Below are 25623 nucleotides of genomic sequence, written 5' to 3' on the forward strand. Positions count from 1 at the left end.
GAAGTACGCCAACATCCGCACCGCCTCCCTCGCCGCCGCCGTCGAGCTCTACGGCGCCGGCAGCCCCGAATGCGCCGCCACCAAGGCCGCCTGGAGCGCCGTGGCCGTCCCCGCCCAGTCGGGCGAGCCCTCCTGCACCGCGCCCGGTGACGACTACTCGATGTCGGTCAGCCCCACCAGCGGTACGGCGCAGCCCGGCCAGCAGGTGTCGGCCACGATCACCACCCAGACCACCACGGGCAGCGGGCAGACGATCAACCTGGCGGCCTCGGGCCTGCCGTCCGGCGCCACGGCGAGCTTCAACCCGTCCTCGGTGACCTCGGGCGCGTCCTCGACCATGACGATCAGCGTCGGCTCCTCGACGCCCACCGGGACGTACTCGGTCACGATCACCGGTACGGGCGCCTCGGCGAACCACACCGCCGGCTACACCCTGACCGTGGGCGGCGGCGGCCCCGGCCCGTCCGACCCGCCGGACATCAGCCTGTCCAATATCAAGGCGCACCTGGCGCAGCTGCAGTCGATCGCCACCGCCAACGGAGGCACCCGCAGGTCCAGCGGCTCCGGCTACACCGCCTCGGTCTCCTACATCGAAGGCAAGCTGAAGGCGGCCGGCTACACCGTCGTCCGCCAGGCCTGCACCTCGGGCTGCTCGTCGGGCGCGGGACCGAACCTGATCGCCGACTGGCCCGGCGGCGACGCCAACCAGGTGTTCATGGCCGGCGCGCACCTGGACAGCGTCTCGGCCGGACCCGGCATCAACGACAACGGCTCGGGCTCGGCCACGCTGCTGGAGGTCGCGCTCACCCTGGCATCCCAGAACCCGGCGATGGCCAAGCACGTCAGGTTCGGCTGGTGGACCGACGAGGAGCAGGGCCTGAACGGCTCGGACTTCTACGTCAACTCGCTCAGTTCCACCGAGCGGAGCAAGATCAAGGTGTACCACAACTACGACATGGTGGGCTCGCCCAACGGCGGCTACTTCATCAACAACATCACCACCACCGCCGCCGCGCAGCTGAAGGCGTTCTACGACCGGCTGAACCTCCAGCCCGAGGAGAACACCGAGGGCGCCAACCGGTCCGACGACGCCTCCTTCCGCAACGCCGGCATCGCCACCTCCGGGGTCGCGGCGGGCGCGAGCGCCACCAAGACCTCGGCCCAGGCCGCCAAGTGGGGCGGCACCGCCGGGCGCGCCTACGACTCCTGCTACCACCAGTCGTGCGACACCAGCGGCAACATCAACGACACGATCCTGGACCGCGCGGGCGACGCCGCGGCCTACGCCCTGTGGAAGCTGGCCGTGGGCACCTCGTCCTCGCGCGACTTCTCGATCGCGGTGAGCCCGGCCTCCGGCACCGTCCAGCCCGGCCAGCCGGCGGCCACGACGGTCTCCACGGCCACCACCGCGGGCACCGCGCAGAAGGTGGACCTCACCGCGTCGGGCCTGCCGTCCGGCGCGACGGCGAGCTTCGCCCCCGCCTCGGTGACCTCCGGCGGCTCCTCGTCGCTGACGATCAGCACGACGCAGGCGACCCCTGCGGGCACCTACCCGGTCACCGTCACCGGCACGGGCGAGGCCGCCACGCACACCAGCGTGTTCACGCTGACCGTGCAGGGTGGCACAGGCCGCACCTTCCGCAACGACACCGACTACGCGATCGAGGACTACGGGGAGATCCAGAGCCCCATCGACTCCACCGCGTCGGGCACGGCCACGACACCGGTCAAGGTGACGGTCACCAGCGACCACACCTGTGCGGAGGACCTGGACATCTGGATCAAGGCGCCCAACGGCCAGTGGTACCGGCTCCAGCCGTACGGCGGCACCTCCTGCTCGGTGTTCGGCACCCGCACCTTCTCCCTGCAGGTGAGCGGACTGCCGGCCACCGGCCGATGGGTCCTCGACATCGAGGACGTCTACGCCGGTGACGAAGGCACGCTGGACTGGTGGAGCGTCACCGTCTAGCCCCGCCCCAGGGAACCGTTCACCCGGCGGCTCCGGCCGCCGGGTGAACCGCGTGCCGGGCGGGCGCGTATCGGTCTAGGTGACGAGCCCTACGCCTTTCCGCCCGGCCACTGCGACGACGACGGACTCCGGCGGCCGCCGGAGTGGTGTGATCCGGAAGGCCGCCCTGGTGGGCGCCGCCTTCTGCCTCGCCCAGGTGCCGCTGCTGTACCGGGTGGACGGCCCGGCCGCCGCGCACGGGGCCCTCGTCTCCCCCGTCAGCAGGGCGGCGGCCTGCGGGCCCGAGGGCGGGAAGGCCGCCACGTCCAAGGCGTGCGCGGCGGCCGTCGCCAAGAGCGCGCCGGGTGCGCTGCGGAGCTGGGACGAGCTGAGGGTGCCCGGGGTGGCGGGGCGGGACCGGGAGGTGATCCCCGACGGCAAGTTGTGCAGCGGCGGGCTCGCGCGGTTCGCGGGCCTCGACCTGCCGCGCCGCGACTGGCCGGCGACGACGCTGCGCTCGGGGGCGGCGTACACCTTCAGGTACCGCGCGACCATCCCGCACACGGGCACGTTCCGCATGTACGTCACGAAGGACGGCTACGACCCGGCGCGGCCGCTGACCTGGTCGGCGCTGGAGAAGAAGCCGTTCCTCCAGGTCACCGACCCGAAGCTCACCGCCGGGTCGTACACCATGAAGGGCCGGCTGCCGTCCGGCAAGACGGGCCGGCACCTGATCTACACGATCTGGCGGAACTCCAGCACCCCCGACACCTACTACTCCTGCTCGGACGTCGTCTTCACCGCCGAGAGATCCGCGGCGGCCGTTGCCCTTGTGGGGAACTCTTCGATGCCGAGTACCAGCAGCAGTTCCAGCCGCTCGCGGGTCTCGGCGTCCGCCGGGGTGAGCACCAGCAGTTGCTGACCCTGGTCGGGGGTGACCAGGGTCTCGCAGTCCATCAGCAGGCGACCCACCCGCGGGTGCAGCATGGTCTTGTGGTCGGCGCGCCGGACCGCCACCTCGTGTTCCGCCCAGAGCCGCCGGAAATCGACGCTCGCGGCCTGCAGACGGTCGACGAGTCCCGTGACCGTGGGATCGCCGGACCGGCGGCCGACGGCGGCCCGCAGGTCGGCCACGAGCTGACGGGCCTGATGCTCCTGCTCCTCGGGCGGGCGAACGGCACGCGCGGAGGGCTCGGTGAACCAGCGGTATACGGGGTAGCGCCGGTCGCCGGAGAAGCCGGTGTGGTCGCCCGTCAGCAGGACGGCCGCGCGATTCTGGGCGAGGACCGGGCGCGGCCCGCGGCGACCGGTACCCGTCCGCGTTCATGTCCAACCTCGGCGCGGGCGACTGAGCCAGGCTCTCTGGCGGGGCCCACTCCGGAGCGGGCCCCGCCGGGAAGTCAACCATGCGCGGCCGTCTCCTTGATGAAGACGATGCCGTCCGCCTCGCTCAGCTCGGCGGGGTCCAGCGGGAAGTAGCCGTGGTCGGAGAAACCATCGGTTCGCGGGACGAGACGGGTGCCGTCGAGGGCGGCGGCCAGGCGACGGGTGTCGAGGAGGTGGCGGTCCGCCGGGAGGGCGGACAGGACTCCTTCGAGGGTGTCCGCGGCGGGAACGCCGAGCCCCCGGTGCGGCGCGGAGCCCAGGGCCGAGGCCAGGAAGGCGTACCCGTCGCCCAGCCGGGCACCGGCGATCGCTCCCGCGCTCCACCACGTCAGGACCCGGCCCTCCAGCGGCCCCCACCCCGGCGGCAGCCGCCAGCGGCTCTCGTTCCGCTGCAGGTGGCGGTTGTGGGCGAACAGCAGCGTCGGGCCGCGCCGTTCCTCGCTCTCCACGATCGCCTCGAGGTTCTCGCCCATCATGGCGTCGCGCAGCGCCATCAGCCGTCCCAGGCGGGCCGGGGACGGATCGGCCATCGCGACGTGGTAGCGGAGCAGGCCCGCGGCGGTACGGCCGTGCAGCCGCGCGCGCCACCACTCGTCCCGTGAGGTCGCGGCGGCCAGGCGCGGGGACTGCGACACGAGCAGGGTCAGCAGGTCGTCCGTGATCAGGCGGAGCTCGCCCACGTCAGGGGAGGAACCGGCCGACCGGGAGGGGTCCGTGGTCGCCCGGGGGTCGGTCCACCGTTCGTCGGCGCCGGCCAGGCGGTCGATCGTCGCGGCGTCGCACGGCATCAGGGCCGCGTCCAGGTGGGCGGCGAGGTAGTCGTGCAGGGCGGTGAGCGCGCCGCGGGGGCCGCTCGCGCCGGTCATCTCGATCGGGGCGTCGAACCCGAAGAAGCGGAGCCGGCCGGCGGCGGGGTGGTCCCGGTTGTACTCCCTCATCCAGCGGACCAGCTCGCGGTTCGCCTCCGACTCCCTCATCCCGTGGCTGAAGCCGCGCCACATCACCTCGTCGAGCGACCCGGCGCCTCCCGCCACGTACTCGTCGACGACCAGCCCGGCCAGGCAGTCGCTCTCGATCGCGATCGACCGGTACCCCTCGTGTTCCACCAGCTGCCGGAACAGCTGGTTGCGCACCTCGGGGAACGCCTCCTCGCCGTGCGCGGGCTCTCCGAGGGCGAGGAGACGGGGCCGTACGGGGAGCGACCGCAGGAACTCCGAGACCACGGAGGCCGCGTGGTCGTCGAGGGCCCACCCGGCGTCGTGGGCGGAAAGGCCGGCAGTCATGGCCCACCTCGTTCCGATTCGATGCGTCCAGGAATGGCTTCTACCGTATCGTTGAACCTTCTGTATAAACTTCGACTGCTTCTCTCGGCCTCCGTGGCACGAAAGCTTCAACAGGAGGAGAGCGTGACCCGTGAGCGGCTGCGGCCGGTCGACCTGGCGCGGGCGCAGGGGCTGTCCACGCAGGCGGTGCGGAACTACGAAGAGGCCGGGATCCTCCCGCCGTCCGACCGCACCCCGTACGGGTACCGCGTCTACACGCCTCTGCACGCCCTGGCCCTGCGCGCTTTCACCGCGCTCGTGCCGGCGCACGGCCACCAGACCGCGACGGCGATCATGTGCGCGGTCAACAGGGACGCCGTCGAGGACGCCCTGACGCTGGTCGACGAGAGCCACGCCCAGCTCCTGGAGGACCGGCAGACGCTCTCGGCCGTCGAGAAGGCCCTCGGTGACCTGGCACCGCCCGCCGCGCCGGAGGCGCCGCCCGGCGCCGGGGTGACGTTCGTCGGACCGCTGGCCCGGCACCTGGGCATCCGGCCCGCCACCCTCCGCAAATGGGAACAGGCCGGTCTGGTCCGCCCCCGGCGCGACCCCGCGACGGGGTACCGGGTCTACACGCCGGACGACGTGCGGGACGCCCGGCTGGCCCACCAGCTCAGGCGCGGCGGATATCTGCTGAGCCAGATCGCCGCGCTCCTGGAGCGGGTGCGGGCGGCCGGAGGGGTCGAACCGCTGGAGGCCACTTTGAGCGAGTGGCGCGGACGCCTCACCGCCCGCGGCCTCGCGATGCTGACCGGCGCCGCCCACCTCGACGCCTACCTGACGGCCCGCGCGTCACGCCGGGCGGGCCTGTCGTGCCCGGTCGAGGAGGATGAAGGGCACGGCGGCCGCGGCGAGGGCGGCCCCGATCAGGCAGACCGAGGTCAGGGCGGCCCCTTGCGTGAGTGAGGCGGCCGCCACGACGGGGGTGACGCTGATGCCCAGTTGGAACGCCGACACGGTGGTGGCGCCGGCGAGGGTCGGCGCGTCGGCCGCGATGGCGAAGACGCGCCCGTAGAGGGCGGGGTTCAGCACGAACGCGGCCACACCGATCAGGAAGACCGTGGGCACGACCGCCCAGACCTGCCGGATCGCGACGGCCAGCACGACCGAAAGGATCACGATCGCCGACGCGCCGGTGAGCAGTGCGAGATGAGGGCGCCGGTCGGAGACGCGGCCGCCGATGGACAGGCCGGCGAAGGCGCCGGCCCCGAAGAGCGCGAGGATCGCCGGGATCCAGACGTCGGGGACGGCGGTGACGCCGGCGAGCATGGCCGCCAGATAGTTGAACGTGATCATGTACGCCGCGGTGGTCAGGATCGTGATCGCGTAGATGCCCCAGAGCATCGGTCTCCGCATCGTCGCGAGCTCCCGGGCGACACTCGGCTGAGGGGGCCGGCCGCCGTCCGAGCCTGCGGCGGGGAGGCCGAGGAGGCACCCGACGCCCCCGGCGACGGTCAGGACCACAACGGCCCAGAAGCCGCCGCGCCACTGGGTGAAGTGGCTGAGCAGCGTGCCCGCGGGGCCGCCGGCGACCATCGCCACACTGAGCCCGCTGACCACGACGCCGGAGGCGCGGGCGTTCCGGTCCGGCGTCACCAGGCTGATCGCGGTCACCGACGCGACGGCGAAGAAGCCCGCGTAGGCGATGCCGGAGACCACTCTCGTCAGCAGCAGGACCTGGTAGTCGCCCAGCAGCCCGGCGACGACGCCGGCCGCGAAGAGGCCCTGGGTCGCCACCAGCGCGGTGCGGCGGGGCCAGCGCAGGCTGAGCACGGCGAACGGCGGCCCGCCGATCACGACCCCCAGCGCGAAAGCGGTGATCAGGAACCCGGCCGAGGAGAGCGTGACGTCCAGATCGGCGGCCACCGCCGGCAGTACGCCGGCCAGCAGGAACTCCGCGCTTCCCATCGCGAACAGGCTGAAGCCGAGCAGGTACACCCCCGCGGGCAACCGGCCGGAGGACGTGACGCGGGACGTCTCCACGGTGGTGCCGGCCATCAGATCGCACCCCCGGCGTCGAGCCCGTCACGCGAGACGGCGGCGGACCTGAGCACGGCCCCCGCCGGCGGACCGGCGGCCCCACCGCCGATGATGCTCGCTTCCCACAGCACCTCTGACATCGATCCGCTCGCCGGATCCGTTGTCGCGTCCATTCGGATCACCTCCACCGAGAGGATGCGGAGACGTGCCCGTAATCGACAAACCCCGTTGCCGTTTCCGGGACACACTGGTTGACTGCGTCCCATGGACGGGCAACCGAGCGTCAGTGCCGTGCTAGAACAGATCGCCCCCCGGCTGCGGCGCGCCCGCGAGAAGAAGGGCGTCAGCCTGGCCGACCTCGCGCGGGCCACCGGCATCTCGACCAGCACGCTGTCCCGGCTGGAATCGGCCCAGCGCAAGCCGAGCCTCGAACTGCTCCTGCCGATCACCGCGGCGCTGGGCATCCCCCTCGACGAGATCGTCGCCGCACCCCGGATACTCGACCCGCGCGTGCCGCAGCAGCCCACCGGAAGGGACGGCCGGGTGCTGATCCCGTTGTCCCGGCAGCAGGGGGAACCGCGCGCGTACAAGATGACCATCCCGGCGCACGACGAACAACCCCACCTGCGGACCCACACGGGCTACGAATGGCTCTACGTGCTGCGCGGCCGGCTCCGCGTGAGGCTGGGTGACCACGACTTCGTCATGGGAGCCGGGGAGGCGGCCGAGTTCGACTGCCAGATCCCGCACTGGTTCGGCTCCGCCGGGCGCGGCAGCGTCGAAGTGCTCAGCCTCTTCGGAAAGCAGGGCGAACGCATCCACCTGCGCACTCGGCGGCGCTGACCGGGAGCGCGTGCCTCGCGGGCCTCCTCAGCCCTCCTGCAGGGCCGACCAGATCGCCGACGGGGTGATCGGGGTGGCGACGACGCGGTGGGCGATCTCGGGGAGCGCGGCGGCGACGGCGTTGCCGATGGCCGCCGGCGGGCTGATCGTGCCCGCCTCCCCCACGCCCTTCATGCCGCCGGGGGTCAGCGGGGACGGCGTCTCCAGCAGCTCCAGCCGGATGTCCGGCACCTCACGCGTGGTGGGCCACAGGTACTCGGCCGACGGTTGCCCCTCGGCGGAGTAGGCGACCTCCTCGGTCAGCGCCATGCCGATGCCCTGCGCGATGCCGCCGTAAAGCTGGCCCTCCACGATGTCGGGGTTGACGACCACTCCGCAGTCGTTGACCGCCCAGTACCCCTCCACCTCGACGGCCCCGGTGTCCGGGTCGACGGCGACGGCCGCCGCGTGCGCGCCGTAGGCGTAGGTGTAGGCCGACGGGTCGTACGTCGCCCGCTCCTCCAGGCCGGGCGAGACGCCTTCCGGCAGGTCCCAGCCCCGCCACGCCGAGGTGGCGATCTCCGCCAGCGTCCGGCCGGCCTCCGGGTCGCCCTTCACGTGCACGACCTGCCCGTCGATCTCGATGTCGTCGGCGGACGCCTCCAGCTGGTGGGCGGCGATGGCCACGATCTTCTCGCGCAGCCGCTCCGCGGCCTGGGTGAGGGCCGCGCCGCCGATGGTCAGTGAACGGCTCGCGATCGACCCGATCGAGGAGTACGGCGTGGCGGCGGTGTCGCCCAGCACCACCCGCACCTTCGACAGCGGCACGCCCATCCGGTCGGCGGCGAGCTGGGCGAGGGAGGTCTCGATGCCCTGGCCGATGACCGCGACCCCGGACCACACCACGACGGAGGCGTCCTGTTCCATGCGCACGGTCGCGGTCTCGTAGCCTCCCGCCTGGATGCCCATCGCCTTCATGTCCTGGGACGGCCCGAGGCCGGTGGCCTCCACGTGGCAGGAGTACCCGACGCCGCGCCGGCGCCCGTCCCGCGCCGCCGTCCCCTCCTCCACCAGGTCGCGCAGCACGCGCAGCGCCCGGGGGTAGTCGCCGGAGTCGTAGGTCTGCCAGGTGCGCGAGGTGAAGGGGAGCTCGCCGGGCCCGATCATGTTGCGCAGCCGCAGCTCGACCGGGTCCTCCCCCAGACGCCGGGCGGCCTCGTCGACCAGCCGTTCCCGCGTCCAGGTGCCCTCCGGCTGCCCGAACCCCCGGTACGAACCCGTGGGCGTCGTGGTCGTGACGGCCGCGCGCAGCCGTACGCCGACCTTGTCGAAGCGGTACGGCCCGGGGAGCGTGGTGGCCGTCACCGCCAGCGGGGAGATGCCGACGTTGGACGGGTGCGCGCCGAGGTCGCCGACGATGTCGCAGTGCAGGGCGAGGAAGCGCCCTTCGGCGTCCAGCGCCAGCCGGGCCCGGTGGACGGCGTCGCGCGCCGGGAGCGTCGCGGCGAGATGGTCGGACCGGGGCTCGGTCCACTTCACCGGCCGCCCGAGGCGCATCGCGGCCAGGCAGACCAGCACCTCGTCGGGGTAGAGGTGCTCCTTGGCGCCGAACCCTCCCCCGACGTCGCAGCCGATGACCCGCACACGGTCGAACGACAGGCCGAGGGCCTCGGCGGCGTGGTCGCGCACGTGGTGGGGGGCCTGCGTCGCGGCCCACAGGGTGAGCACGTCGTCGGCGTACGACGCCACCACCCCGCGCGGCTCGATCGGGGCGGGCGTCGCCCGGCCGATCGTGAACTCCATCTCCACGACGTGGGTGGCGCCCGCGATCGCCTCCTCGCAGTCGGCGTCGCCGAGGGTGAAGTCGGCGACCAGGTTGGTGCCCCACTCCGGGTACAGCAGGGGCGCGCCGTCGGCGAGCGCCCGCTCGGCCCCGATCACGGCGGGCAGCTCGTCGAACTCCAGCTCCAGCAGCCCGAGGGCGTCCTCGGCGGCGGCCTCGGTGCCGGCGACGACGACGGCGACCGGCTGCCCGGCGTACCGGACGATCTCGTCCAGCACGGGGTACGACAGGTGGCGCTGGCCGGGGGCGAGCGTCACGCAGGGCAGGCGCACCCCGTCGGCGTCGCCGGGGGTGACGACGTCGAGCGCGCCGGCGGCGCGGGCGGCCGTCCCGTCGCACCCGGTGAGCCGCGCGTGCGCGACCGGGCTGCGCGCCACCGCCGCGTACACCATGCCCGGCAGGCGGACCTTGCCGACGAATCGCCCGGACCCGGTCAGCAGCCGGGCGTCCTCGCGGCGAGGGGTGCGGGCACCGATGTACGAAGGGCCGTCAGCCATAGGCCCGATTGTGAGCGTCCCTGAGGGGTTCGCCAAGGACCTACCGGGAGGCGGGCCACCCCGCCCGCCCCGAAATTCCGACAAAAGCTGAAATATACGACTGCTATACGGCGCATGAACGCCCCGCGCTCACTCTGAGGCCGCTTGAAGAACCTTCCATGCCGATGGAGGTATGTGTCGTGTCGATAAGGACACGTCGGCGGCTCGGTGCGCTGACGCCGATGGTAGTGCTGACCCTGGCGGCCACCGCCCTCGTCCCGGCGCAGGCCTCGGCGCCGCCGGGCCGTGCGGCGGCGGCTCCCCCCGTGACCAGGGCCGCGAAGACCGGTTGCCCCGACGAGATGCAAGGAGAGGCCTCGGTCCGCCTGGCCGTGCGACTGTGCGGCAAGCGCATCAAGGTGAGCGACCTGACGACGGAGACCGACGAGTTCTACGTCAACCCGGACGGGACGACGACCCGGGAGCACCGCTACCGTCCGGTGCGCGTGCGGCGGGACGGCGGGTGGACGCCCGTGGACACCACACTGGTGGCCGGGCCCGACGGCTCGATCGCACCGAAGGCCGCGGCGATGGACGTGCGGTTCTCCGGTGGCGGCGACGGCCCGCTGGTGACGGCCATGGACGACGGGACGCGGCTACGGCTCGGCTCGCCGTTCGGCAGGCTCCCGGCCCCGGCATTGAACGGCTCCTCGGCGACCTACCCCGACGTGCTGCCGGGTGTCGACCTCGTGGTCACCGCCGACGTCGACGGCTTCGCGCAGAAACTCGTCGTCAAGGACCGCGCGGCGGCGGACGACCCGGCGTTGAAACGGGTCCGCTTCCCCGCCGCGATCGGCTCCGGCACGCTCTCGGCCGGCAGGCAGGGCGGGATCAGCGTCCTCACCCCCAAGGGCAAGGCCGTATTCGTCGCCTCGGCCGCCGAGATGTGGGACCACGCCGAGGAGCAGGCGGCGGCGCGTCCCGGCGCCGGCGCCCCCCAGGCCGGCCTGACCGCCGCCCGGCCGGGCAGGCGCACGCTCATGGGCGCGGCCGTCAAGGGCGGCGCCCTGGAGGTCACCCCCGACCTCGCCATGCTGAAGGACCCGGCGACCACCTACCCGGTGACGATCGATCCCGGGTTCACCTCGACCAGGTCGAGCTGGACCTACGTCGAGTCGGCCTACCCGACGACGACCTACTGGAACTCCACCGACAACGCCCGCGTGGGGACCTCCGACGGCGGGTCGCACAAGGTGCGGTCGTTCTTCAACATGAACCTGTCGGGCATGGGCACCCGCAAGCACATCGTCTCGGCGACGTTCAACGCCAAGGAGATCTGGGCCTGGAGCTGCACCGCCAAGCCCGTCGAGCTGCACCGCACGGCGGCGGTGACCTCCGGCACGAACTGGAACAACCAGCCCGCCTCCAACCTGTCGATCGGCTCCAAGAACGTGGCCTACGGCTGGTCGTCCAGCGGCCTCGGCGGCGCGTCGAGCTGCCCGTCGGCGTGGGTCGGCTGGGACGTCACCAGCGCCCTGCAGGGGGTCATGGACAGCGGCGGCACCACGCTGACGCTGATGCTGAAGGCGACCAGCGAAACCGACAACTACTCGTGGAAGCGGTTCGAGAACAACCCGAACATCTCCATCACCTACAACACCGTGCCCGCCACGCCGACGGCCCAGTCGGTGACCCCGTGCGCGGTGTGCACCAGCCCCGCCGTGGTCGGCTCGGCCAGGCCGACGTTCAAGTCGGCGGTGTCCGATCCGGACGGCCAGGCGCTGCGCGCCGACTTCGAGGTCTGGGCCCCCGACCACGTCACCAAGCTCAGCTCGGGCTCGGTGTCGAACGTGTCCTCCGGCGCCACCGCCTCGTGGACGCCCTCGGCGAACCTCGCGAACGGCACCCAGCACTTCCGTGTCCGGACCTACGACGGCGTGGACTACAGCGCCTGGTCGGGCTGGTTCGTCTTCACCGTCGACACCGCCCCGCCGAAACCGCCCGCCGTCGACAGCACCGACTACCCGGCCGACGACTGGGCGGGCGGCGCCGGGCGGCAGGGCCGGTTCACCATCACCCCACCCGGCACGGACGTCAGCACGCTGCTGTGGTCGTTCGACAACGGCACCCAGCAGTCCGCGGCCAACTCCGGCACCCCGCTCACCGTCGCCTTCACCCCGGCGGCCAACGGCCCGCACACGATGACCGCCTGGCTGACGGACAAGGCCGGTAACACCTCGCCCGTGACGACCTACACGTTCTACGCCGGGCACTCGGCGGTCACCTCGCCGTCGGACGGGCAGGTCGCCTGGCGGCGTGTCGTGCTCGCCGCGCAGGCCGACGACGGGATGAACGCCGTCACCTTCGCCTACCGCAGGGGCTCGGCCGACAGCTGGCACCAGATCCCGGCCGCCGACGTTCGCGTCAAGGCGAGCGGGGCCGCGGTGACCTGGCCGGTCGCCATGACCTCCGGCCGCTCACCCGAGCTGACCTGGGACGCCACGCACACCCTCACCACCGACGGCACCGTCGACATCCGGGCGGAGTTCGCCGCCTCCACCGGCACGGCGTACTCCAAGGCGGTGCAGCTGACGGTGGACCGCGACGCGGAGGGGGCCGCCACCCAGCCCCTCGGCCCCGGCGTGGTCAACCTGCAGACCGGCGACTTCCAGTTCTCCGCGATCGAGGCCACGGCGTTCGGGGTGAGCGTGATCCGCTCGTTCTCCTCCCGGCAGCCGAAGGCGGGCGCGGCGCAGGAGGGCATGGCGCCGATCTTCGGGTCCGCCTGGACGGCCAGCGGGCTCGCCCAGACGTCCTCCTCGGCCTACAGCGGCCTGAAGGTCACCTCGGCGACGTCGGTGGAGCTCACGACCGCCGAGGACCTCGCCGCCACCGGCTTCACCAAGAACGCCGACGGCTCCTTCACCCCGCAGCCCGACGCCCCCCAGCTGGAGCTGACGTACGCCTCGGGCGGCGACCGCTACACGCTGACCGACAAGAACACCGGTGACCAGACCGTCTTCGAGAAGGTCGCCCCCTCCGCCACCGGCTACGTGGTGCGCGGGGTGTACCCGCCGGTGTCCAAGGCGAGCACGGTGTTCGTCTACGACCGGGTGAGCGGCACGGACGGGACGACCGTGGCCCGGCCGACACGGATCATCGCCCCGACCAGCGCGCTCTCCTCGCAGACGGCCTGCGACGTCGACTCCGTGGCCGCCCTGCCCAAGGGGTGCCGGGTGCTGAACCTGACCTACGCCACGGCGACCACGGCCGCCGGTTCGCAGCTCGGCGACGTCGCGGGGCAGCTCAAGCGGATCAGCCTGTGGGAGGGCGGCTCGGCCGAGAAGGTGAAGGCCGAGTACCGCTACGACGCGGCCGGGCAGCTGCGCGAGGCGGCCGAGGGCCCGGCGGTCACCACCTACGACTACGACACGGCGGGACGCGTGGTCAAGACGACCCCGCCGGGCGAGCTGCCGTGGACGTTCACCTACGGCAAGGCCGGCAACGCCGACACCACCAGTGACGGCATGCTCCTCGCGGCCTCCCGTCCGGCCCTGCAGCCGGGCAGCGCCACCCAGGTGAGCGGCACCGCGACCAGCTCGGTCGTGTACGACGTGCCGGTCAGCGGCACCGGAGCGCCGTACGCCATGGGTGAGGGCGACGTGGCGGCGTGGGACCAGGGCGACGCCCCGGCCGACGCGACCGCCGTGTTCCCGGCCGACCAGGTGCCGGCGTCCGCCACCGGTCGGGGCGCCCTGGCCTCGGGCGACTACCGGCGGGCCACCGTGCACTACCTGGACGCCGCCGGGCGCGAGGTGAACAAGGCCGAACCCGGCGGGTACGTCAGCGCCACCCAGTACGACGCCAACGGCGACATCGTGCGGCAGCTCTCGGCGGCCAACCGGGCGCTCGCGCTCGGCCAGGGCGCCCGTGCCGGGCAGGACCTGTCCGACCTCGGGCTGCTCAACAGCACGACGGCGCAGCGCGCCCGGGTGCTGTCCACCGAGTCGGTCCACAGCGCCGACGGCCAGCGGCTGGAGGCGGAGTTCGGCCCGCTGCACCTGGTGACGCTGGAGCACGCGGCGGCAGCGCAGGGATCGCTGCCGGAGATCGCCGCGGGCACGGCCGTACCGGCGCGGCGGCACACCGCCAGCGTCTTCGACGAGGGCCGGCCCACCGACGGCTCGGCCAAGGTGGAGAACCTCGTCACCACCGAGACCGTGGGCGCGTCGCTGCCGGGCAGGACCGCCGACGCCGACACCCGCACCACCAAGTACTCCTATGACTGGGTGAAGGGCCTGGCGACCAGGACCGTCACCGACCCCGGCGGCCTCGACATCACCAAGATCACGGCCTACGACGGCGAGGGCCGCACGATCGAGACGCGGATGCCGAAGTCCAACGGGACGGACGCGGGCACGACCTACCGCGAGTACTACACCGCCGACGGGTCGGGCACCTGCGGCGCCAAGCCGGAGTGGGCCGGGCTGCTGTGCCGCACCGGACCCAAGTCGGCCACCTCGGGCGGCGGCGCCAACCCCGGTGAGCTGGTCACCAAGGTGTACACCTACACCACCGGCGGCGAGATCGCCTCGGTCGCCGAGACCGCCAACGGCGTCACCCGGACCACCACCACGACCTACGACGACAACGGGCGGGTCTCCAGGACGACCGTCACGGGCGGCGCGGGCGAGGCGGTGCCGGAGGTGTCGGCCGAGTACGACACAAACGGAAACCCTGTGCGGACGACGGCGTCCAACGGCACGGCCATCGTCAGGGAGTACGACGCCCTGGGCCGGCAGATTTCCTACACCGACGCCGACGGCGGCGTCACCAGGGTCCAGTACGACGCGCTCGACCGGGTCGTGAAGCGGTCCGACAGCGTGCCGTCCTCCACCACGTACGTCTACGACACCGCCAAGGAGCCGCGCGGCCTGGTCACCGGCATGACCGACTCGGTCGCGGGCTCGTTCGCGGCGCAGTACGACGCCGACGGCGCGGTGGCGCGCGAGGACCTGCCGGGCGGGGTGTCCTACTCGGTGATCCGCGACCAGACCGGGTCGCCCAGGTGGCGCGGGTACCAGACCTCGGCGGGCACACGCCTGCTGGACGACGGCGTGACCTGGTCGGTGCACGGCCAGCAGCTCAGCCACAACGGCGTGTCGGCGCAGACCATCGGCTACGACGCGGCGGGCAGGATCAGCGAGCTGAGCGACACCTTCGGCTCCGCCTGCGTCAGGCGGACCTACGGGTACGACGCGAACTCCAACCGGACCGGTTACGGCTCGGTGCCCTGCTCCGGGCCCGGCGGGTCGGTGGGCGCGCACGCCTACGACACCGGGGACCGGCTGGTGGACGCGGGGTACTCCTACGACGAGTTCGGCCGGACGAAGCGGACCCCGGCCGGGGAGAAGTACGAGTACTACAGCACCGACCTGGCGCGCTCGATCGTCTCGGCGGCGGGCGACATGCGTCAGACCTGGGAGCTGGACCCGCAGCTGCGGCGCCGGCAGACCACCGTCGAGCAGCTCGGCGGCGGCACGTGGACGACCGCTCTGAAGCGGATCGACCACTTCGACGCCGACGACGACACCCCCTCCTGGACGGTGGAGAACACCGCCACCGGGGCCGTCACCCGTGACGTCAGCGCCATCAGCGGCGGTTTCACGGCCACCACCTCGGCGAGCGGTGACGTGCGGCTGCAGCTGACCAACCTGCACGACGACGTCAACGTGGTGTACGACCTCGCCACCGGTACCCCGACGGTGCTGGACTTCGACGAGTTCGGGAACCCGCGGGCGGGGCAGCCCGCCGCCCGGTACGGCTGGCACGGCGCGGCGCAACGCGAGGCCGGCACCCCGGACGGCTCACTGCTGATGGGGGTCCGTCTCTACCAGCCGAAGCTGGGCCGGTTCCTGCAGACCGACCCGGTGCCGGGCGGTGGCGACAACGCCTACGACTACGCCGGGCAGTCACCGACCAGCAACGCCGACCTCGACGGCCGCAAGTGGTGGTGGTGCACGAACTTCTGGCACTTCGCCTTCAACCACTGCGGGATGTACAGCATCAAGTACCACGGCTCCTGGCGGCCGGTGTACTGGGTGCGCACCCCCGGAGGCTGGTGGGTGCGAGGCGTGTACTACGACTACTGCACCAGCTCACCCGACCGGCCTCTGGGGTTCGACTTCCGCAGCGCCTGCATGATGCACGACTACGGCTACGCGCTGCTGGGATCGCACTACCTGCGCAACAAGCACGAAGTCGACTACGTCTTCTACTACGTCCTGTACTGGGGCGTCTGTTCCAAGTACTTCTTCAAGGGAGTCTGCCGAGGCATCGCCTACAAGTACTTCCTGGCGGTGTGGTACTTCGGCAAGGTCTGATCACCTGACCGCTCCAGGCCCTGGCCGGACTCCGTCCCCGACGGGTCCGGCCGGTGGCCATGTCCTTGACGGACCCGGTCCATGGATGTTGACGTTCGGTGGCGAATCGTGGACATTGTGATCGAACGTGATCATTTATGGCGCGGAGTGCCCGATGGAGTTCGGCGTCCTGGGACCGATCCACGTCGTGGACGGCGGTGTGCCGCTGGCGCTGCGCGGCCTCAAGCAGCGGCTCGTGCTGGCGACGCTCCTGCGGCACGCCAACCGGCCCACCATGCCGGCCGCCCTGATCGACGCCCTGTGGGGTGATGCGCCGCCGCGCACCGCGGCCGACAACGTGCGCCTGTACGTCCACCAGCTGCGCCGCGTCCTCGGCGGAGAACGGATCACCCGCAACCAGGCCGGATACACCCTCCACCTGGACCGCGGCGAGCTGGACCTGCACCTGTTCACGTCCCTGGCCGACCTCGGGCGCACGGCCCTGGCCGCCGGCGACCACCGCTCGGCCGCGGCGACCCTGCGCGAGGCGCTGGGGCTGTGGCGCGGGCCGGCCTACGCGGGGCTGGAGGCGGGGGCCGAGCTGGCCGACGAGTCGAGACGGCTCGGGGAGATCCGGCTGACCACGCTGGAGAACCGCATCGAGGCCGACCTGGCACTCGGGCGGGAGACCGACCTGATCGGCGAGCTGGTCGGCCTGGTGGGCGAGCACCCGTTCCGCGAGCGGCTGCGCGCGCAGCTGATGCTGGCGCTGTCGAAGGTGGGACGGCAGAGCGAGGCGCTGGCGACCTACCACGAGGCACGGCAGATGTTCGCCTCGGAGCTCGGCCTGGACCCGGGGCCCGAGCTGCGGGACCTGCACCAGACCATCCTGTCGGGGCACCTCGGGCCCGGCCCCTCCTCGCGCCGCGGCCTTCCCGCCCCCGCCCCGCCGCCCCAGGCCGCCCAGCCCGCGCAACTGCCGCCCGACATCTCCGACTTCACCGGCAGGGAGGGGCACCTCAGCGAGCTCATCTCGGTCCTGGCCCACGAGAACGGGCACGACGGCCCGCCCGTGGCCGTACTGGCGGGCATGGGCGGCATCGGGAAGACCACCCTCGCGGTGCACGCGGCGCATCGCATCGCCGACCGGTTCCCCGGCGGGCAGCTGTACGCCAACCTGCGCGGGGTGGAGGAGCGGCCCGCGGACCCGGCGCGGGTGCTGGCGGGCTTCCTCACCGCGCTCGGCGTCCCCGGGATCGGCATCCCCGAGGCCCTCGAGGAACGTGCCGCCCTGTACCGCAGCCACCTCGCCCGCCGGACCGTACTGATCATCCTCGACAACGCGGCCTCCGAACCGCAGGTCAGGCCCCTGCTGCCCGGAACCTCCGGTTGCGCCGTCGTCGTCACCAGCAGGGCCCGGCTGTCGGGACTCGAAGGCGCCACCCTGCTCGACCTCGAAGTCATGGAGCCCGAGTCCGCCCGCGAGCTGCTCGCCCGCACCGCCGGGCGCGCCCGCGTCTCCGCCGAACCCGGCGCGGCGGCCGAGATCGTACGGCTGTGCGCGTGTGTCCCGCTCGCCGTCCGCGTCGCCGGAGCCCGGCTCGCCGCGCGCCCGCAGTGGTCGCTCGCCTGGTTCGCGCGGCAGCTCGGCGACGAGCGGCGGCGGCTGGACCATCTCGCCACCGGCGACCTGGCCGTCCGGGCCAGCCTCGCGCTCAGCTACGTGGGGCTGAGCGATCGCACCCGCCAGGCGTTCCGGCTGCTCGGCCTGCTGAACGCCCCGGACGTCGCCGCCTGGACCGCGCAGGCGCTCCTCGACTGCTCGGAGGAGGAGAGCGAGCGGCTGGTCGAGGCGCTGGTGGACGCCCAGCTGCTCACCGTGGGGGGCGCCGACGCGACCGGACGGCTGCGGTACCGCTTCCACGACCTGGTCCGCCTGTACGCCCGGGAGCGCGCCGAGATCGAGGAGTCCGCCGAGGATCGCATGGCGGCGCTCGCCAGGGCCTTCGGCGGCTGGCTCGCCCTGGCCGAGGAGGCCATGCCGCGGGTACCCGGCTCGTGTTACGCCGCCGTGCACGGCAGGGCGGCCCGCTGGCGGCTGCCGTCCGGCATGGTGTCCGACCTGCTGAAGGACCCGCAGGCGTGGTTCGACGCCGAGCGGGCCGCGCTGCGCTCGGCCGTCTTCCAGGCCTGCGAGCTCGTGGAACGGCACACGGGCGACGGCCTGGCCGAGGCCCACGACCTGGTCGACCTGGCCTGGGACCTCGCCGCCTGCCTGGAGCATCATCTCGATCTGCGCGGGTTGTTCGACGAGTGGCGCACCACGCACGAGCGGGTCATGCGGGTGTGCCGGGACACCGGCGACCTGCTCGGCGAGGCGGTGATGCTCCGCGGCCTGCTCGACGTCACCACCTGGCTCGACACCGGCCAGCCGGGTGGCGCGATGGCGACGATGCGGGCGGGGGCCGAGCGGTTGCTGGCGATGTTCGCCGAGGCCGGTGAGCGGAAAGCGCTGTCCGACGCCTACGTCATGCGGGCCTGGGGTCTGGTCGCCGAGGGGCGGGCCGACGAGGCGCTCGCGTCCGCGGCGACCGCCCTGCGCGTCGCCGAGGAGACCAGGCACCTCGGCGGGCGTGCCAGGGCGAACCTCGCGCTGGCCGTCGCCCACGGTGAACGGCGCCCGGACCAGGCGATCAGGTACCTCGGCAAGGGGATGGAGCTGGCGGAGGCGCTTGGCAACCCCCGGTTCGAGTCCACGGCGCTGCAGTTCCTCGGGCTCGCCCAGGTGGAGGCCGGGCTGTTCGCGTCCGCGCGGGACAACCTCAGTCGGTCGCTCGCGATCTGCCGGCAGCTCGGCGACCAGTTGTCGGAGGCCACCGCGCTGAGCGGGCTGGCCCGGCTGTACGTCGCGCACGGGGACCCCCGCTCCCGTACCACCGCCGAGGCCGCCGTCGACCTCAGCCGCCGCTGCGGGCTGTCGCATCACCTCGCCGACGCCCTGTGGGTACTCGGCCGTCTCGACCTCGCCGAGGGGAAGGTGTCACGGGCCGTGGCGGGCCTGGAGGAGTCGGTCCAGCTGTGGCGGCGGCGAGGATGGCTGGCGTACCTGGCCCGCACGCTCACCGTCCTGGGCGAGGCCTACGCCGCGAACGACGACCCGTCCGCCGCCGCACGGGCCTGGCAGGAGGCGTCCGGCCTGTTCACCGCGATCGGGGACACCTCCTCGGCGTCCCGCGTGTCGGCGCTGCTCATCGAGACGGCCTGAAATCCGCTTTCGTCCTGTCACACCGGGGTCAGCGCCTGCGGGCGGCGATGATCGAGGTCAGGAAGGCGGTGACGACCGGGAAGGCGGTGAGGAAGGCCAGGTAGATCAGGCCGACCGGCCAGAGCCCCTGGGCGCCCCCGAAGGGGTGGAGCCTGGCGGCGTTGACGAAGAAGAGCACCCAGAAGGGCACGGCGACCAGCACGCCCCACAGGGCGCCGCCCCCCGGTGCCCACCACCCCGCGACACCCGCCAGGACGGTCAGCGCGGCGAACGCCGGGAGGAGGTACGGCGAGTCGACGAACTCCCTGGGCAGGCCCACCGGAAGCGGGGGCGCGGTCAGGGAGCACAGCACCGCGGCGGCCACCCCCGCGGCGAGCAGGACGAGCCCCCACACGGCGACCCGGGGTTCCACCGACATTCGAGCCATCGTGACCTGACCTCCGGTTCCGGCGGGAGTGCGGGAGATCTTCATCCTCGCCGACCACGCGCCCGGGACGGAAGCGACGCCGTACTCACCGCCGGCCCGCGCGCGTACTCACCTCCGCCGATCGCGGCCGGTGAGGCCGGTACAGGGCGTGGTGAGGGCCGGTGTAGGTGGGCCACGGCGTTAGTTGTCTCCCGGAACTGGTAGGAAAGGAGGCGCGCCTGCCCTGAAACCCGCAGGCCGAGGGAGCTGATCATGCAGTTTGGGATCGATCCGCAGCCGGGGCTCAGCGTCACATCCCAGCTACGGGGCAACACGGTGGTCGTCCACATCCGGGGCGAGCTCGACTACCACTCCACGCCGGTGCTGCGGGGCGAGATGCAGCAGGTGTGGACCACCCCCGGGATGAGCGCCGTCATCCTCGACATGGCCGAGGTGACCTTCTGCGACTCGGTCGGCCTGAGCGAGCTGATCGCCGCGCTCCGGCGCAGCGAGGCCGGCGGGCACCCACTGCTCGTCAGCGGCGTCCAGGGCACGTTGCTGCGGGTGCTGACGATCACAGGGCTGCGCAGGGCGTTCGACACCTACGAGACCCTGGACGAGGCTCTGGCGCACGTCCCCGCGCCGATCGCGGTGGCCGACCCCCTACCGCCGTCCGATCCGGGCTCTCTCGTCCCGCCGCCCGATCCGGGCTCTCTCGTCCCGCCGCCCGATCCTGGCTCCCTCGTCCCGCCGGCCGACCCTGGCTCCCTCGTCCCGCCGGCCGATCCTCGTCCCGCCGGGTGAGAGGTGCGGGGAGCGGCTACATCAGCCGCCCGCCGCCGACCTCCAGGACGGCGCCCGTCATGTAGCTCGACAGGTCGGAGGCGAGGAAGAGCACGGCGCCCGCGACCTCGTGAGGCTCGCCGGCCCGCTTCATCGGGATGTCGGCCTCGCGGGCGGCGAAGACATCGGGCGGCATGGCGGCCGTCATCGCCGTACGGATGAGCCCCGGCTGGACGGCGTTCACCCGCACACCGCGCGCCGCCAGTTCCTTGGCCGCGGCCTTGGTGAGCCCGATGATGCCGGCCTTGGCGGCACTGTAGTTCGTCTGCCCGAAATTTCCCGACTTGCCGGACAGCGAGGAGATGTTGATGATCGATCCCGCTCCGGCCGGGCGCATCACCGCGGCCGCCGCCCGCACCCCGAGCCACGTCCCCTTCAGATGGACGTCGACGACGGCCTCGAAGTCGGCCAGCGTCATCTTGCCGAGCGTGGCGTCCCGCGTGATCCCCGCGTTGTTGACCATGATGTCCAGCCCGCCGAAGCGGTCGGCCGCGTGCGCGACGGCGGCGGCCACCGCCTCCTCGTCGGTCACGTCACAGCCGAACGACGACACCCGCTCCCCTGCCGCGAGTTCCTCGGCGGCCTGGGCGGCCAGCCCGGCGTTGCGGTCGGCCAGCACCACCTTCGCCCCGTGCTCCCACAGGATGCGCGCGATCGCGAGCCCGATGCCCTGCGCCGCCCCGGTGACCAGCGCGGTACGCCCCTGGACGAGTCCCCCGCCGCTCATCCCCACCACCTTCCGCCGGTCGCGTACGAGCTACGCGACGGTCTCACTGGAACCGCACCTCGTACTCGGGTGAGCGCCGCCGACCCGGCTGGCCCGGCTCCGCGCTCGACTCGATCTTCCGGATGTACCCGGCGGCCTCCAGCAGGTCGAGGGCCGGCACCATCGCCGAGACGGTCTTGAAGCGGCGGGCGAGGCGGCGGAACACGTCCCGCCGCCGGAAACGCCGCCCCCCGATGCGCCTGATGCACTCGAGCAGGGCGCGGGCGTCGTCGGGCAGGGCGTCGTCGGACCGCGCTGGCGGCGCGGCGGCGCTGATCTGCAGCCGGGAGGCGCTCTCGTTCCTGATGCGCGATATCTCCAGGATGAGGTCGTCGAGGTCGACCAGCAGGCGCGTGGCGGCGCGGAACCGTTCGAAGTCGTCCTCGATGAGCAGCAGCCGCTCGGCTTCCTCTCGCATGGCTGAATAATGTCATTTTTGGCATCTATGTCAACACATGTTCGAGGCGCCCTCCGCCTCAGGCCAGGAGCCGGCGCAGGAGTTCCGCGACGGCGGTCTCGGCGGTTCGGGTGGCCTGCGCCGGATCGTCCGACCGGGCGATGAGCAGGGCGATCTCGTTCAGCGCGGCGAGCAGCGAGTGCGCGAACACATCGAGGAGCTCGGACGGGACGGCCCCGGTCGCGTGCAGGGCCGCACGCAGCAGCCCGAAGACATAGCGCTCCTCCATCTCGCGCCAGCGTTCCCAGCCGATGACCGACGGGGCGTCGATGAGCAGGATGCGCCGCACGACCGGATCGCCGGCGAGGCGGATCCAGGCGAGGGCCCCGGCGTGCAGGGCGGCGACCGGGTCGGGGGCGCCGCGCGTGGCCTCGACGGTCTTCCTGCTGGTGTCGGCCTCGACGGCCTCCAGCACCGCCTCGAACAGGGCCTCCTTGCCGGCGAAGTGGTGGTACAGGGCGCCCCTGCTCATGCCGGCCTCCTGGAGCACGGCCTCGATGGGCGTGTCCTCATAGCCGTGCTCGGCGAACAGGCGTGTGGCGATGCCGATGAGCTGCTCGCGCGTGGCGGCGCCCCGCTTGCGGTTCATGGGGTCCATTTATATCTCGCTCGACAGACCGACGATCGGTCGGTTATGTTTCTCGCCGTAACCGACCGACAGTCGGTCGGTTTACGATCTGAGGAGCCACCCGTGACCCCCGACGAGTTCTACGCCTCCGCCGGCACCGTCGCCGACCTCGCCTACGTCGACACCGGCTCCCCCGCCGGCCGGGACGCCACCCGCACGGCGCTGTTCCTGCACGGCGTGGGCACCTCCTCCTACCTGTGGCGCCACGTCATCGCCGAGGTGTCACCCGAGACCCGGTGCGTCGCCCTCGACCTTCCGCTGCACGGCCGCAGCCAGGCACGCCCGGACCTCTCCCTCGGCGCGGTCGCCGACGTCGTCGAGGAGTTCTGCGCCGCACTCGGCCTCACCGGCGTGGACCTGGTCGCCAACGACACCGGCGGCGCCATCGCCCAGATCTTCGCCGCGCGGCACCCCGAACGACTCCGCACGTTCACACTGACCAACTGCGACACCCACGACAACATCCCGCCGGAGGCGTTCAAGGGCACCATCGAGCTGGCCGCCGCCGGAGAGCTGGCCCCACTCGGCTCGGCACTCGTGGAGGACCCGGCGCTGATCCGCACCTCCGCGGGGCTGGGCGAGGGCTTCGAGCGCCCCGAGCTGTTCGACGACGCGACCGTGAACGACTACCGCGAGGCGTTCGTCCGGCCGGTCTTCGGCACGATGGAGTCGGCGAGGCGGTTCGAGCAGATGCTCACGTCGATGGGCCCCGAGGACCTGCTCTCCATCGAGGACGACCTGAGGCGGCTGAACGTGCCGACGCTGGTCGTCTGGGGCACCGGCGACGTCTTCTTCGACGTCCGGTGGGCCTACTGGCTGCTCGGCGCCATTCCCGGGGCCACCGAGGTCGTGGAGCTGGAGGGCGCAAAGCTGTTCTTCCCCGACCAGCGTGCGGGCGAGCTGGTGCCTCACCTGCGCCGCCACTGGGCCGCCCACTGACCGGCGCGGACCCGGGGTCAGGCCTCCGTACGCGACCCCGCGGCGGCCTCCTCGGAGGCGAGCGCGAACGCCATAGCGGCGTCGATGTCGAGCGCGCGGCCCGCGGCGAAGGCGGACTCGAACGCCGCCTCGCCCAGGGCCGCCCGGGCGAGGCCCTCGGCCTGCTCACGCAGGCCGTCCGGCTCCGGGCGGCCGAGCCGCAGCCCGAAACTGCGCTCGACCAGAGCGCCGACGCCGAGCAGCCGTGCCGCACGCTCCATGCGGCCCAGGCCCGCCGCCGTACGGGCCAGGGCGGCCAGGGCCATCCCCATGCCGAGGCTGTCGTGCAGCAGGTGCTTGGCACACAGCGACGTCCGGGCGTACCGGTCGGCCCGGAGCAGATCGCCCCGGGCGAGCTCGATCAGGCTGCGCACCCAGTCGCCCGCCGAGCGCAGCCAGATCTCCCCCCAGGACTCGCACAGCGCCCGCTGCCGTCGCAGGCACGCCAGGGCCTCCTCGTACCTGCCGAGCCGCGCGAGCGCGTACGCCTGACACGCCAGCGCGTACGCCACGCCGGCCTTGCGGTCGCCGCCGTCCTCGTGCGTCTCACGGGCCCGCTCGTACATCGCCAGGGCCTCGGCGAACTGTCCCCAGTGCATGCCGGTGTTGGCGCAGCACACCGTCCCCCACCCGACCCCCTCGCCGTCACGCTGCGAGAACGCCTGCGACAGGCACTCGGTCGCCAGGTCGTTGGCCTCGTCCAGGTCGCCCTGGAAGTCGGCGAGGTAGGCGCAGGTCCACAGTGCCCGCGTCAGGCCCGGCCCCGGCGGGTGGCGGAGGGCGAGCACGCGCCGCAGGTAGTGGCGGCCCTCGGCGACGAAACCGCAGGCGATCCAGAAGTACGCCAGACGTCCGGCCAGTTCGAGGCCGGCGGGATGCTCGTCCGGGTCGCCCAGGCAGAACTCCAGCGCGGAGCGGAGGTTCGGCGACTCGGCGCTCATGCGGGCCCGCCAGGCGACCTGGTCGGGGCCGAACCACTCGGCGTCGAACCGGGCCGCCAGCCCCAGGTAGTGGTCGCGGTGGCGCCGCCGCAGCGCCGCGTCCTGTCCGAGCTCGCGCAGCCATTCGGCGCCGTACTCGCGGAGGGTGTCGAGCATCCGGAACCGGATCGCCCGGCCGGTGTCGACGCGCAGCACGATCGACTGCTCGACCAGGGCGATCAGGACGTCCTCCACCAGCTCGCGGTGCAGGCCCGTGCCGGTGTCCTGGTCGGCGCACACGGCCTGGACGGCTTCCAGGTCGAAGTCGTCGGGGAAGGCCGACAGGCGCGCCCAGAGCAGGCGTTCGAGCGGCCGGCACAGCTCGTGGCTCCACCCGATGGCCGTGCGCAGGGTCCGGTGACGCGGCACCGGGCTGCGGCCGCCGTCGGACAGCAGGTCGAAACGCCGGTCCATGCGGCTGATCATCTGTTCGACCGACATCGCCCGCAGCCGTACGGCGGCCAGCTCGATCGCCAGCGGGATGCCGTCGAGCAGCCGGCACAGCACCGCGACCTCGGGCGACAGGGCGAACCCGGGCGCCGACGACGCCGCGCGCTCGGCGAACAGCGCCACCGCCCCCTCGGGAGCCCGGCCGTCCGGACCGGCGGCCGTCCCCTCCACGGGCAGCGGTTCGACCTGGAGGCACGCCTCACCGGGCACCCCGAGGGCCCGCCTGCTCGTCACCAGCACGCGCAGGCCCGGCGCGGCGCGCAGCAGGGACTCCAGCATCGGGGCGCACCCGTCCGCCAGGTGCTCGAAGGTGTCGAGGACGACGAGCGCGCGGCGCTCGGCGAGGAACTCCTCCAGGACCGCGAGCCGCGCCCGGCCGTTCTGCCCGTCCACCATGAGCACCGAGCACAGGGCGTGCCCCAGCAGCCTCGGCTCCCGTAACGCCGACAACTCCACGAACCACACGCCGTCGGGGAACCGCGACTCCAGACGACGGGCGGCCCGCACGGCCAGGCGCGTCTTCCCCACGCCGCCCATCCCCGTGAGCGTGACCAGGCGGGATCGCCCGAGCAACCGGGCGACCTCGGCCAGCTCGCCGCGCCGCCCCACGAAGCTCGTCATCTCCGCAGGCAGGTTGCCCAATCGTGCCCCAGCAGGCACACCCCTCGCCGCCCCAGGTCACCTCGGCTCCAGATGTCCCGCAATCGTAAG

The 25623-nt window shown here is 72.8% G+C and carries 17 protein-coding genes and 1 pseudogene; 8 read left to right on the top strand and 10 right to left on the bottom strand.

All coding sequences use genetic code 11. From position 1 onward, the window contains the following. Nucleotides 1–1969, top strand: a 1969-nt coding sequence (locus KIK05_RS39065; protein WP_214415924.1) for a M28 family peptidase, incomplete at its 5' end; no start/stop codon positions are given. A 148-nt stretch (nt 1970–2117) separates the two neighbouring features. Continuing rightward, nucleotides 2118–2870, top strand: coding sequence for a lytic polysaccharide monooxygenase auxiliary activity family 9 protein (locus KIK05_RS39070; RefSeq protein ID WP_308250303.1), 753 nt, complete (start codon nt 2118–2120; stop codon nt 2868–2870). Here KIK05_RS39070 and KIK05_RS47610 read toward each other — a convergent pair. Together KIK05_RS47610 and KIK05_RS39075 are read right to left on the bottom strand one after the other, a co-directional pair. After that, a pseudogene (locus KIK05_RS47610) lies at nt 2870–3208 on the bottom strand (MmyB family transcriptional regulator); the annotation flags it as partial. The gene KIK05_RS39070 and the pseudogene KIK05_RS47610 overlap by 1 nt on opposite strands. A gap of 140 nt (nt 3209–3348) precedes the next feature. Further along, nucleotides 3349–4617, bottom strand: a complete 1269-nt coding sequence (locus KIK05_RS39075) for an erythromycin esterase family protein (RefSeq protein ID WP_214415925.1) — start codon at nt 4615–4617, stop codon at nt 3349–3351. A gap of 93 nt (nt 4618–4710) precedes the next feature. Between KIK05_RS39075 and KIK05_RS39080 the strand changes: the two genes are divergently transcribed. Beyond that, on the top strand, nt 4711–5562 hold the full coding sequence (locus KIK05_RS39080; protein ID WP_372455650.1) for a TioE family transcriptional regulator: 852 nt from the start codon (nt 4711–4713) through the stop codon (nt 5560–5562). Here the strand turns inward: KIK05_RS39080 and KIK05_RS39085 are convergent. Beyond that, nucleotides 5449–6654: an MFS transporter gene (locus KIK05_RS39085; RefSeq protein WP_214415927.1), complete on the bottom strand. Its 1206-nt coding sequence runs from the start codon at nt 6652–6654 to the stop codon at nt 5449–5451. The two genes, KIK05_RS39080 and KIK05_RS39085, sit on opposite strands and share 114 nt — an antisense overlap. Then, complete coding sequence (locus tag KIK05_RS39090; protein WP_214415928.1) at nt 6654–6809, bottom strand: hypothetical protein; 156 nt, start codon at nt 6807–6809, stop codon at nt 6654–6656. Before KIK05_RS39090 ends, KIK05_RS39085 begins: the two co-directional genes overlap by 1 nt. A 118-nt stretch (nt 6810–6927) precedes the next feature. On the opposite strand from KIK05_RS39090, the gene KIK05_RS39095 reads away from it, so the two are divergent. Further along, the gene (locus KIK05_RS39095) at nt 6928–7479 is read left to right on the top strand and encodes a helix-turn-helix domain-containing protein (RefSeq protein ID WP_443729136.1); all 552 of its coding nucleotides are present in this window, start codon (nt 6928–6930) and stop codon (nt 7477–7479) included. Nucleotides 7480–7506: 27 nt separating this feature from the next. Here KIK05_RS39095 and KIK05_RS39100 read toward each other — a convergent pair whose 3' ends face one another. Next, entirely contained in the window at nt 7507–9798 is a 2292-nt protein-coding gene (locus KIK05_RS39100) for a xanthine dehydrogenase family protein molybdopterin-binding subunit (protein WP_214415930.1), read from the bottom strand. A gap of 221 nt (nt 9799–10019) precedes the next feature. Between KIK05_RS39100 and KIK05_RS39105 the strand changes: the two genes are divergently transcribed. Together KIK05_RS39105 and KIK05_RS39110 are read left to right on the top strand one after the other, a co-directional pair. Continuing rightward, entirely contained in the window at nt 10020–16160 is a 6141-nt protein-coding gene (locus KIK05_RS39105) for a phospholipase A2 (protein WP_214415931.1), read from the top strand. A 154-nt stretch (nt 16161–16314) separates the two neighbouring features. After that, entirely contained in the window at nt 16315–19404 is a 3090-nt protein-coding gene (locus KIK05_RS39110) for an AfsR/SARP family transcriptional regulator (RefSeq protein WP_214415932.1), read from the top strand. 28 nt (nt 19405–19432) lie between these two features. Here the strand turns inward: KIK05_RS39110 and KIK05_RS39115 are convergent, their stop codons facing one another. Beyond that, a complete protein-coding gene (locus KIK05_RS39115) occupies nt 19433–19822 on the bottom strand; it encodes a hypothetical protein (protein ID WP_214415933.1) in 390 nt (129 codons plus the stop codon). A 261-nt stretch (nt 19823–20083) separates the two neighbouring features. Here KIK05_RS39115 and KIK05_RS39120 point away from each other — a divergent pair, with 261 nt between their 5' ends. Beyond that, nucleotides 20084–20614, top strand: a complete 531-nt coding sequence (locus KIK05_RS39120) for an STAS domain-containing protein (protein WP_214415934.1) — start codon at nt 20084–20086, stop codon at nt 20612–20614. Between the two features lie 16 nt (nt 20615–20630). Here the strand turns inward: KIK05_RS39120 and fabG are convergent, their stop codons facing one another. Genes fabG through KIK05_RS39135 form a run of 3 tightly spaced genes read right to left on the bottom strand, consistent with a single transcriptional unit; the run spans nt 20631 to nt 22465 of the window. Then, entirely contained in the window at nt 20631–21380 is a 750-nt protein-coding gene (gene fabG, locus KIK05_RS39125; RefSeq protein WP_214415935.1) for a 3-oxoacyl-ACP reductase FabG, read from the bottom strand. Between the two features lie 43 nt (nt 21381–21423). Beyond that, nucleotides 21424–21837 carry a hypothetical protein gene (locus KIK05_RS39130; protein ID WP_214415936.1) on the bottom strand — a complete coding sequence of 138 codons (414 nt, stop codon included), beginning with the start codon at nt 21835–21837 and terminating at the stop codon, nt 21424–21426. Between the two features lie 58 nt (nt 21838–21895). Beyond that, the gene (locus KIK05_RS39135) at nt 21896–22465 is read right to left on the bottom strand and encodes a TetR/AcrR family transcriptional regulator (RefSeq protein WP_214415937.1); all 570 of its coding nucleotides are present in this window, start codon (nt 22463–22465) and stop codon (nt 21896–21898) included. Nucleotides 22466–22567: 102 nt separating this feature from the next. Here KIK05_RS39135 and KIK05_RS39140 point away from each other — a divergent pair, with 102 nt between their 5' ends. Next, entirely contained in the window at nt 22568–23443 is an 876-nt protein-coding gene (locus KIK05_RS39140) for an alpha/beta fold hydrolase (RefSeq protein ID WP_214415938.1), read from the top strand. Nucleotides 23444–23460: 17 nt separating this feature from the next. Here the strand turns inward: KIK05_RS39140 and KIK05_RS39145 are convergent, their stop codons facing one another. Next, nucleotides 23461–25533 carry an ATP-binding protein gene (locus KIK05_RS39145; protein ID WP_214415939.1) on the bottom strand — a complete coding sequence of 691 codons (2073 nt, stop codon included), beginning with the start codon at nt 25531–25533 and terminating at the stop codon, nt 23461–23463. Nucleotides 25534–25623: the final 90 nt, after the last annotated feature.

It is taken from the genome of Sphaerisporangium fuscum (assembly GCF_018531465.1).
GTDB lineage: Bacteria > Actinomycetota > Actinomycetes > Streptosporangiales > Streptosporangiaceae > Sphaerisporangium > Sphaerisporangium fuscum.

Excerpts from the sequence above, each read along its gene's own strand:
- KIK05_RS39075 (WP_214415925.1), bottom strand. The coding sequence starts at position 4,617 with ATGACTGCCGGCCTTTCCGCCCACGACGCCGGGTGGGCCCTCGACGAC.
- KIK05_RS39085 (WP_214415927.1), bottom strand. The coding sequence starts at position 6,654 with ATGGCCGGCACCACCGTGGAGACGTCCCGCGTCACGTCCTCCGGCCGG.
- KIK05_RS39090 (WP_214415928.1), bottom strand. The coding sequence starts at position 6,809 with ATGGACGCGACAACGGATCCGGCGAGCGGATCGATGTCAGAGGTGCTG.
- KIK05_RS39100 (WP_214415930.1), bottom strand. The coding sequence starts at position 9,798 with ATGGCTGACGGCCCTTCGTACATCGGTGCCCGCACCCCTCGCCGCGAG.
- KIK05_RS39105 (WP_214415931.1), top strand. The coding sequence starts at position 10,020 with ATGGTAGTGCTGACCCTGGCGGCCACCGCCCTCGTCCCGGCGCAGGCC.
- KIK05_RS39110 (WP_214415932.1), top strand. The coding sequence starts at position 16,315 with ATGGAGTTCGGCGTCCTGGGACCGATCCACGTCGTGGACGGCGGTGTG.
- KIK05_RS39115 (WP_214415933.1), bottom strand. The coding sequence starts at position 19,822 with ATGTCGGTGGAACCCCGGGTCGCCGTGTGGGGGCTCGTCCTGCTCGCC.
- KIK05_RS39120 (WP_214415934.1), top strand. The coding sequence starts at position 20,084 with ATGCAGTTTGGGATCGATCCGCAGCCGGGGCTCAGCGTCACATCCCAG.
- fabG (WP_214415935.1), bottom strand. The coding sequence starts at position 21,380 with ATGAGCGGCGGGGGACTCGTCCAGGGGCGTACCGCGCTGGTCACCGGG.
- KIK05_RS39130 (WP_214415936.1), bottom strand. The coding sequence starts at position 21,837 with ATGCGAGAGGAAGCCGAGCGGCTGCTGCTCATCGAGGACGACTTCGAA.
- KIK05_RS39135 (WP_214415937.1), bottom strand. The coding sequence starts at position 22,465 with ATGAACCGCAAGCGGGGCGCCGCCACGCGCGAGCAGCTCATCGGCATC.
- KIK05_RS39145 (WP_214415939.1), bottom strand. The coding sequence starts at position 25,533 with ATGACGAGCTTCGTGGGGCGGCGCGGCGAGCTGGCCGAGGTCGCCCGG.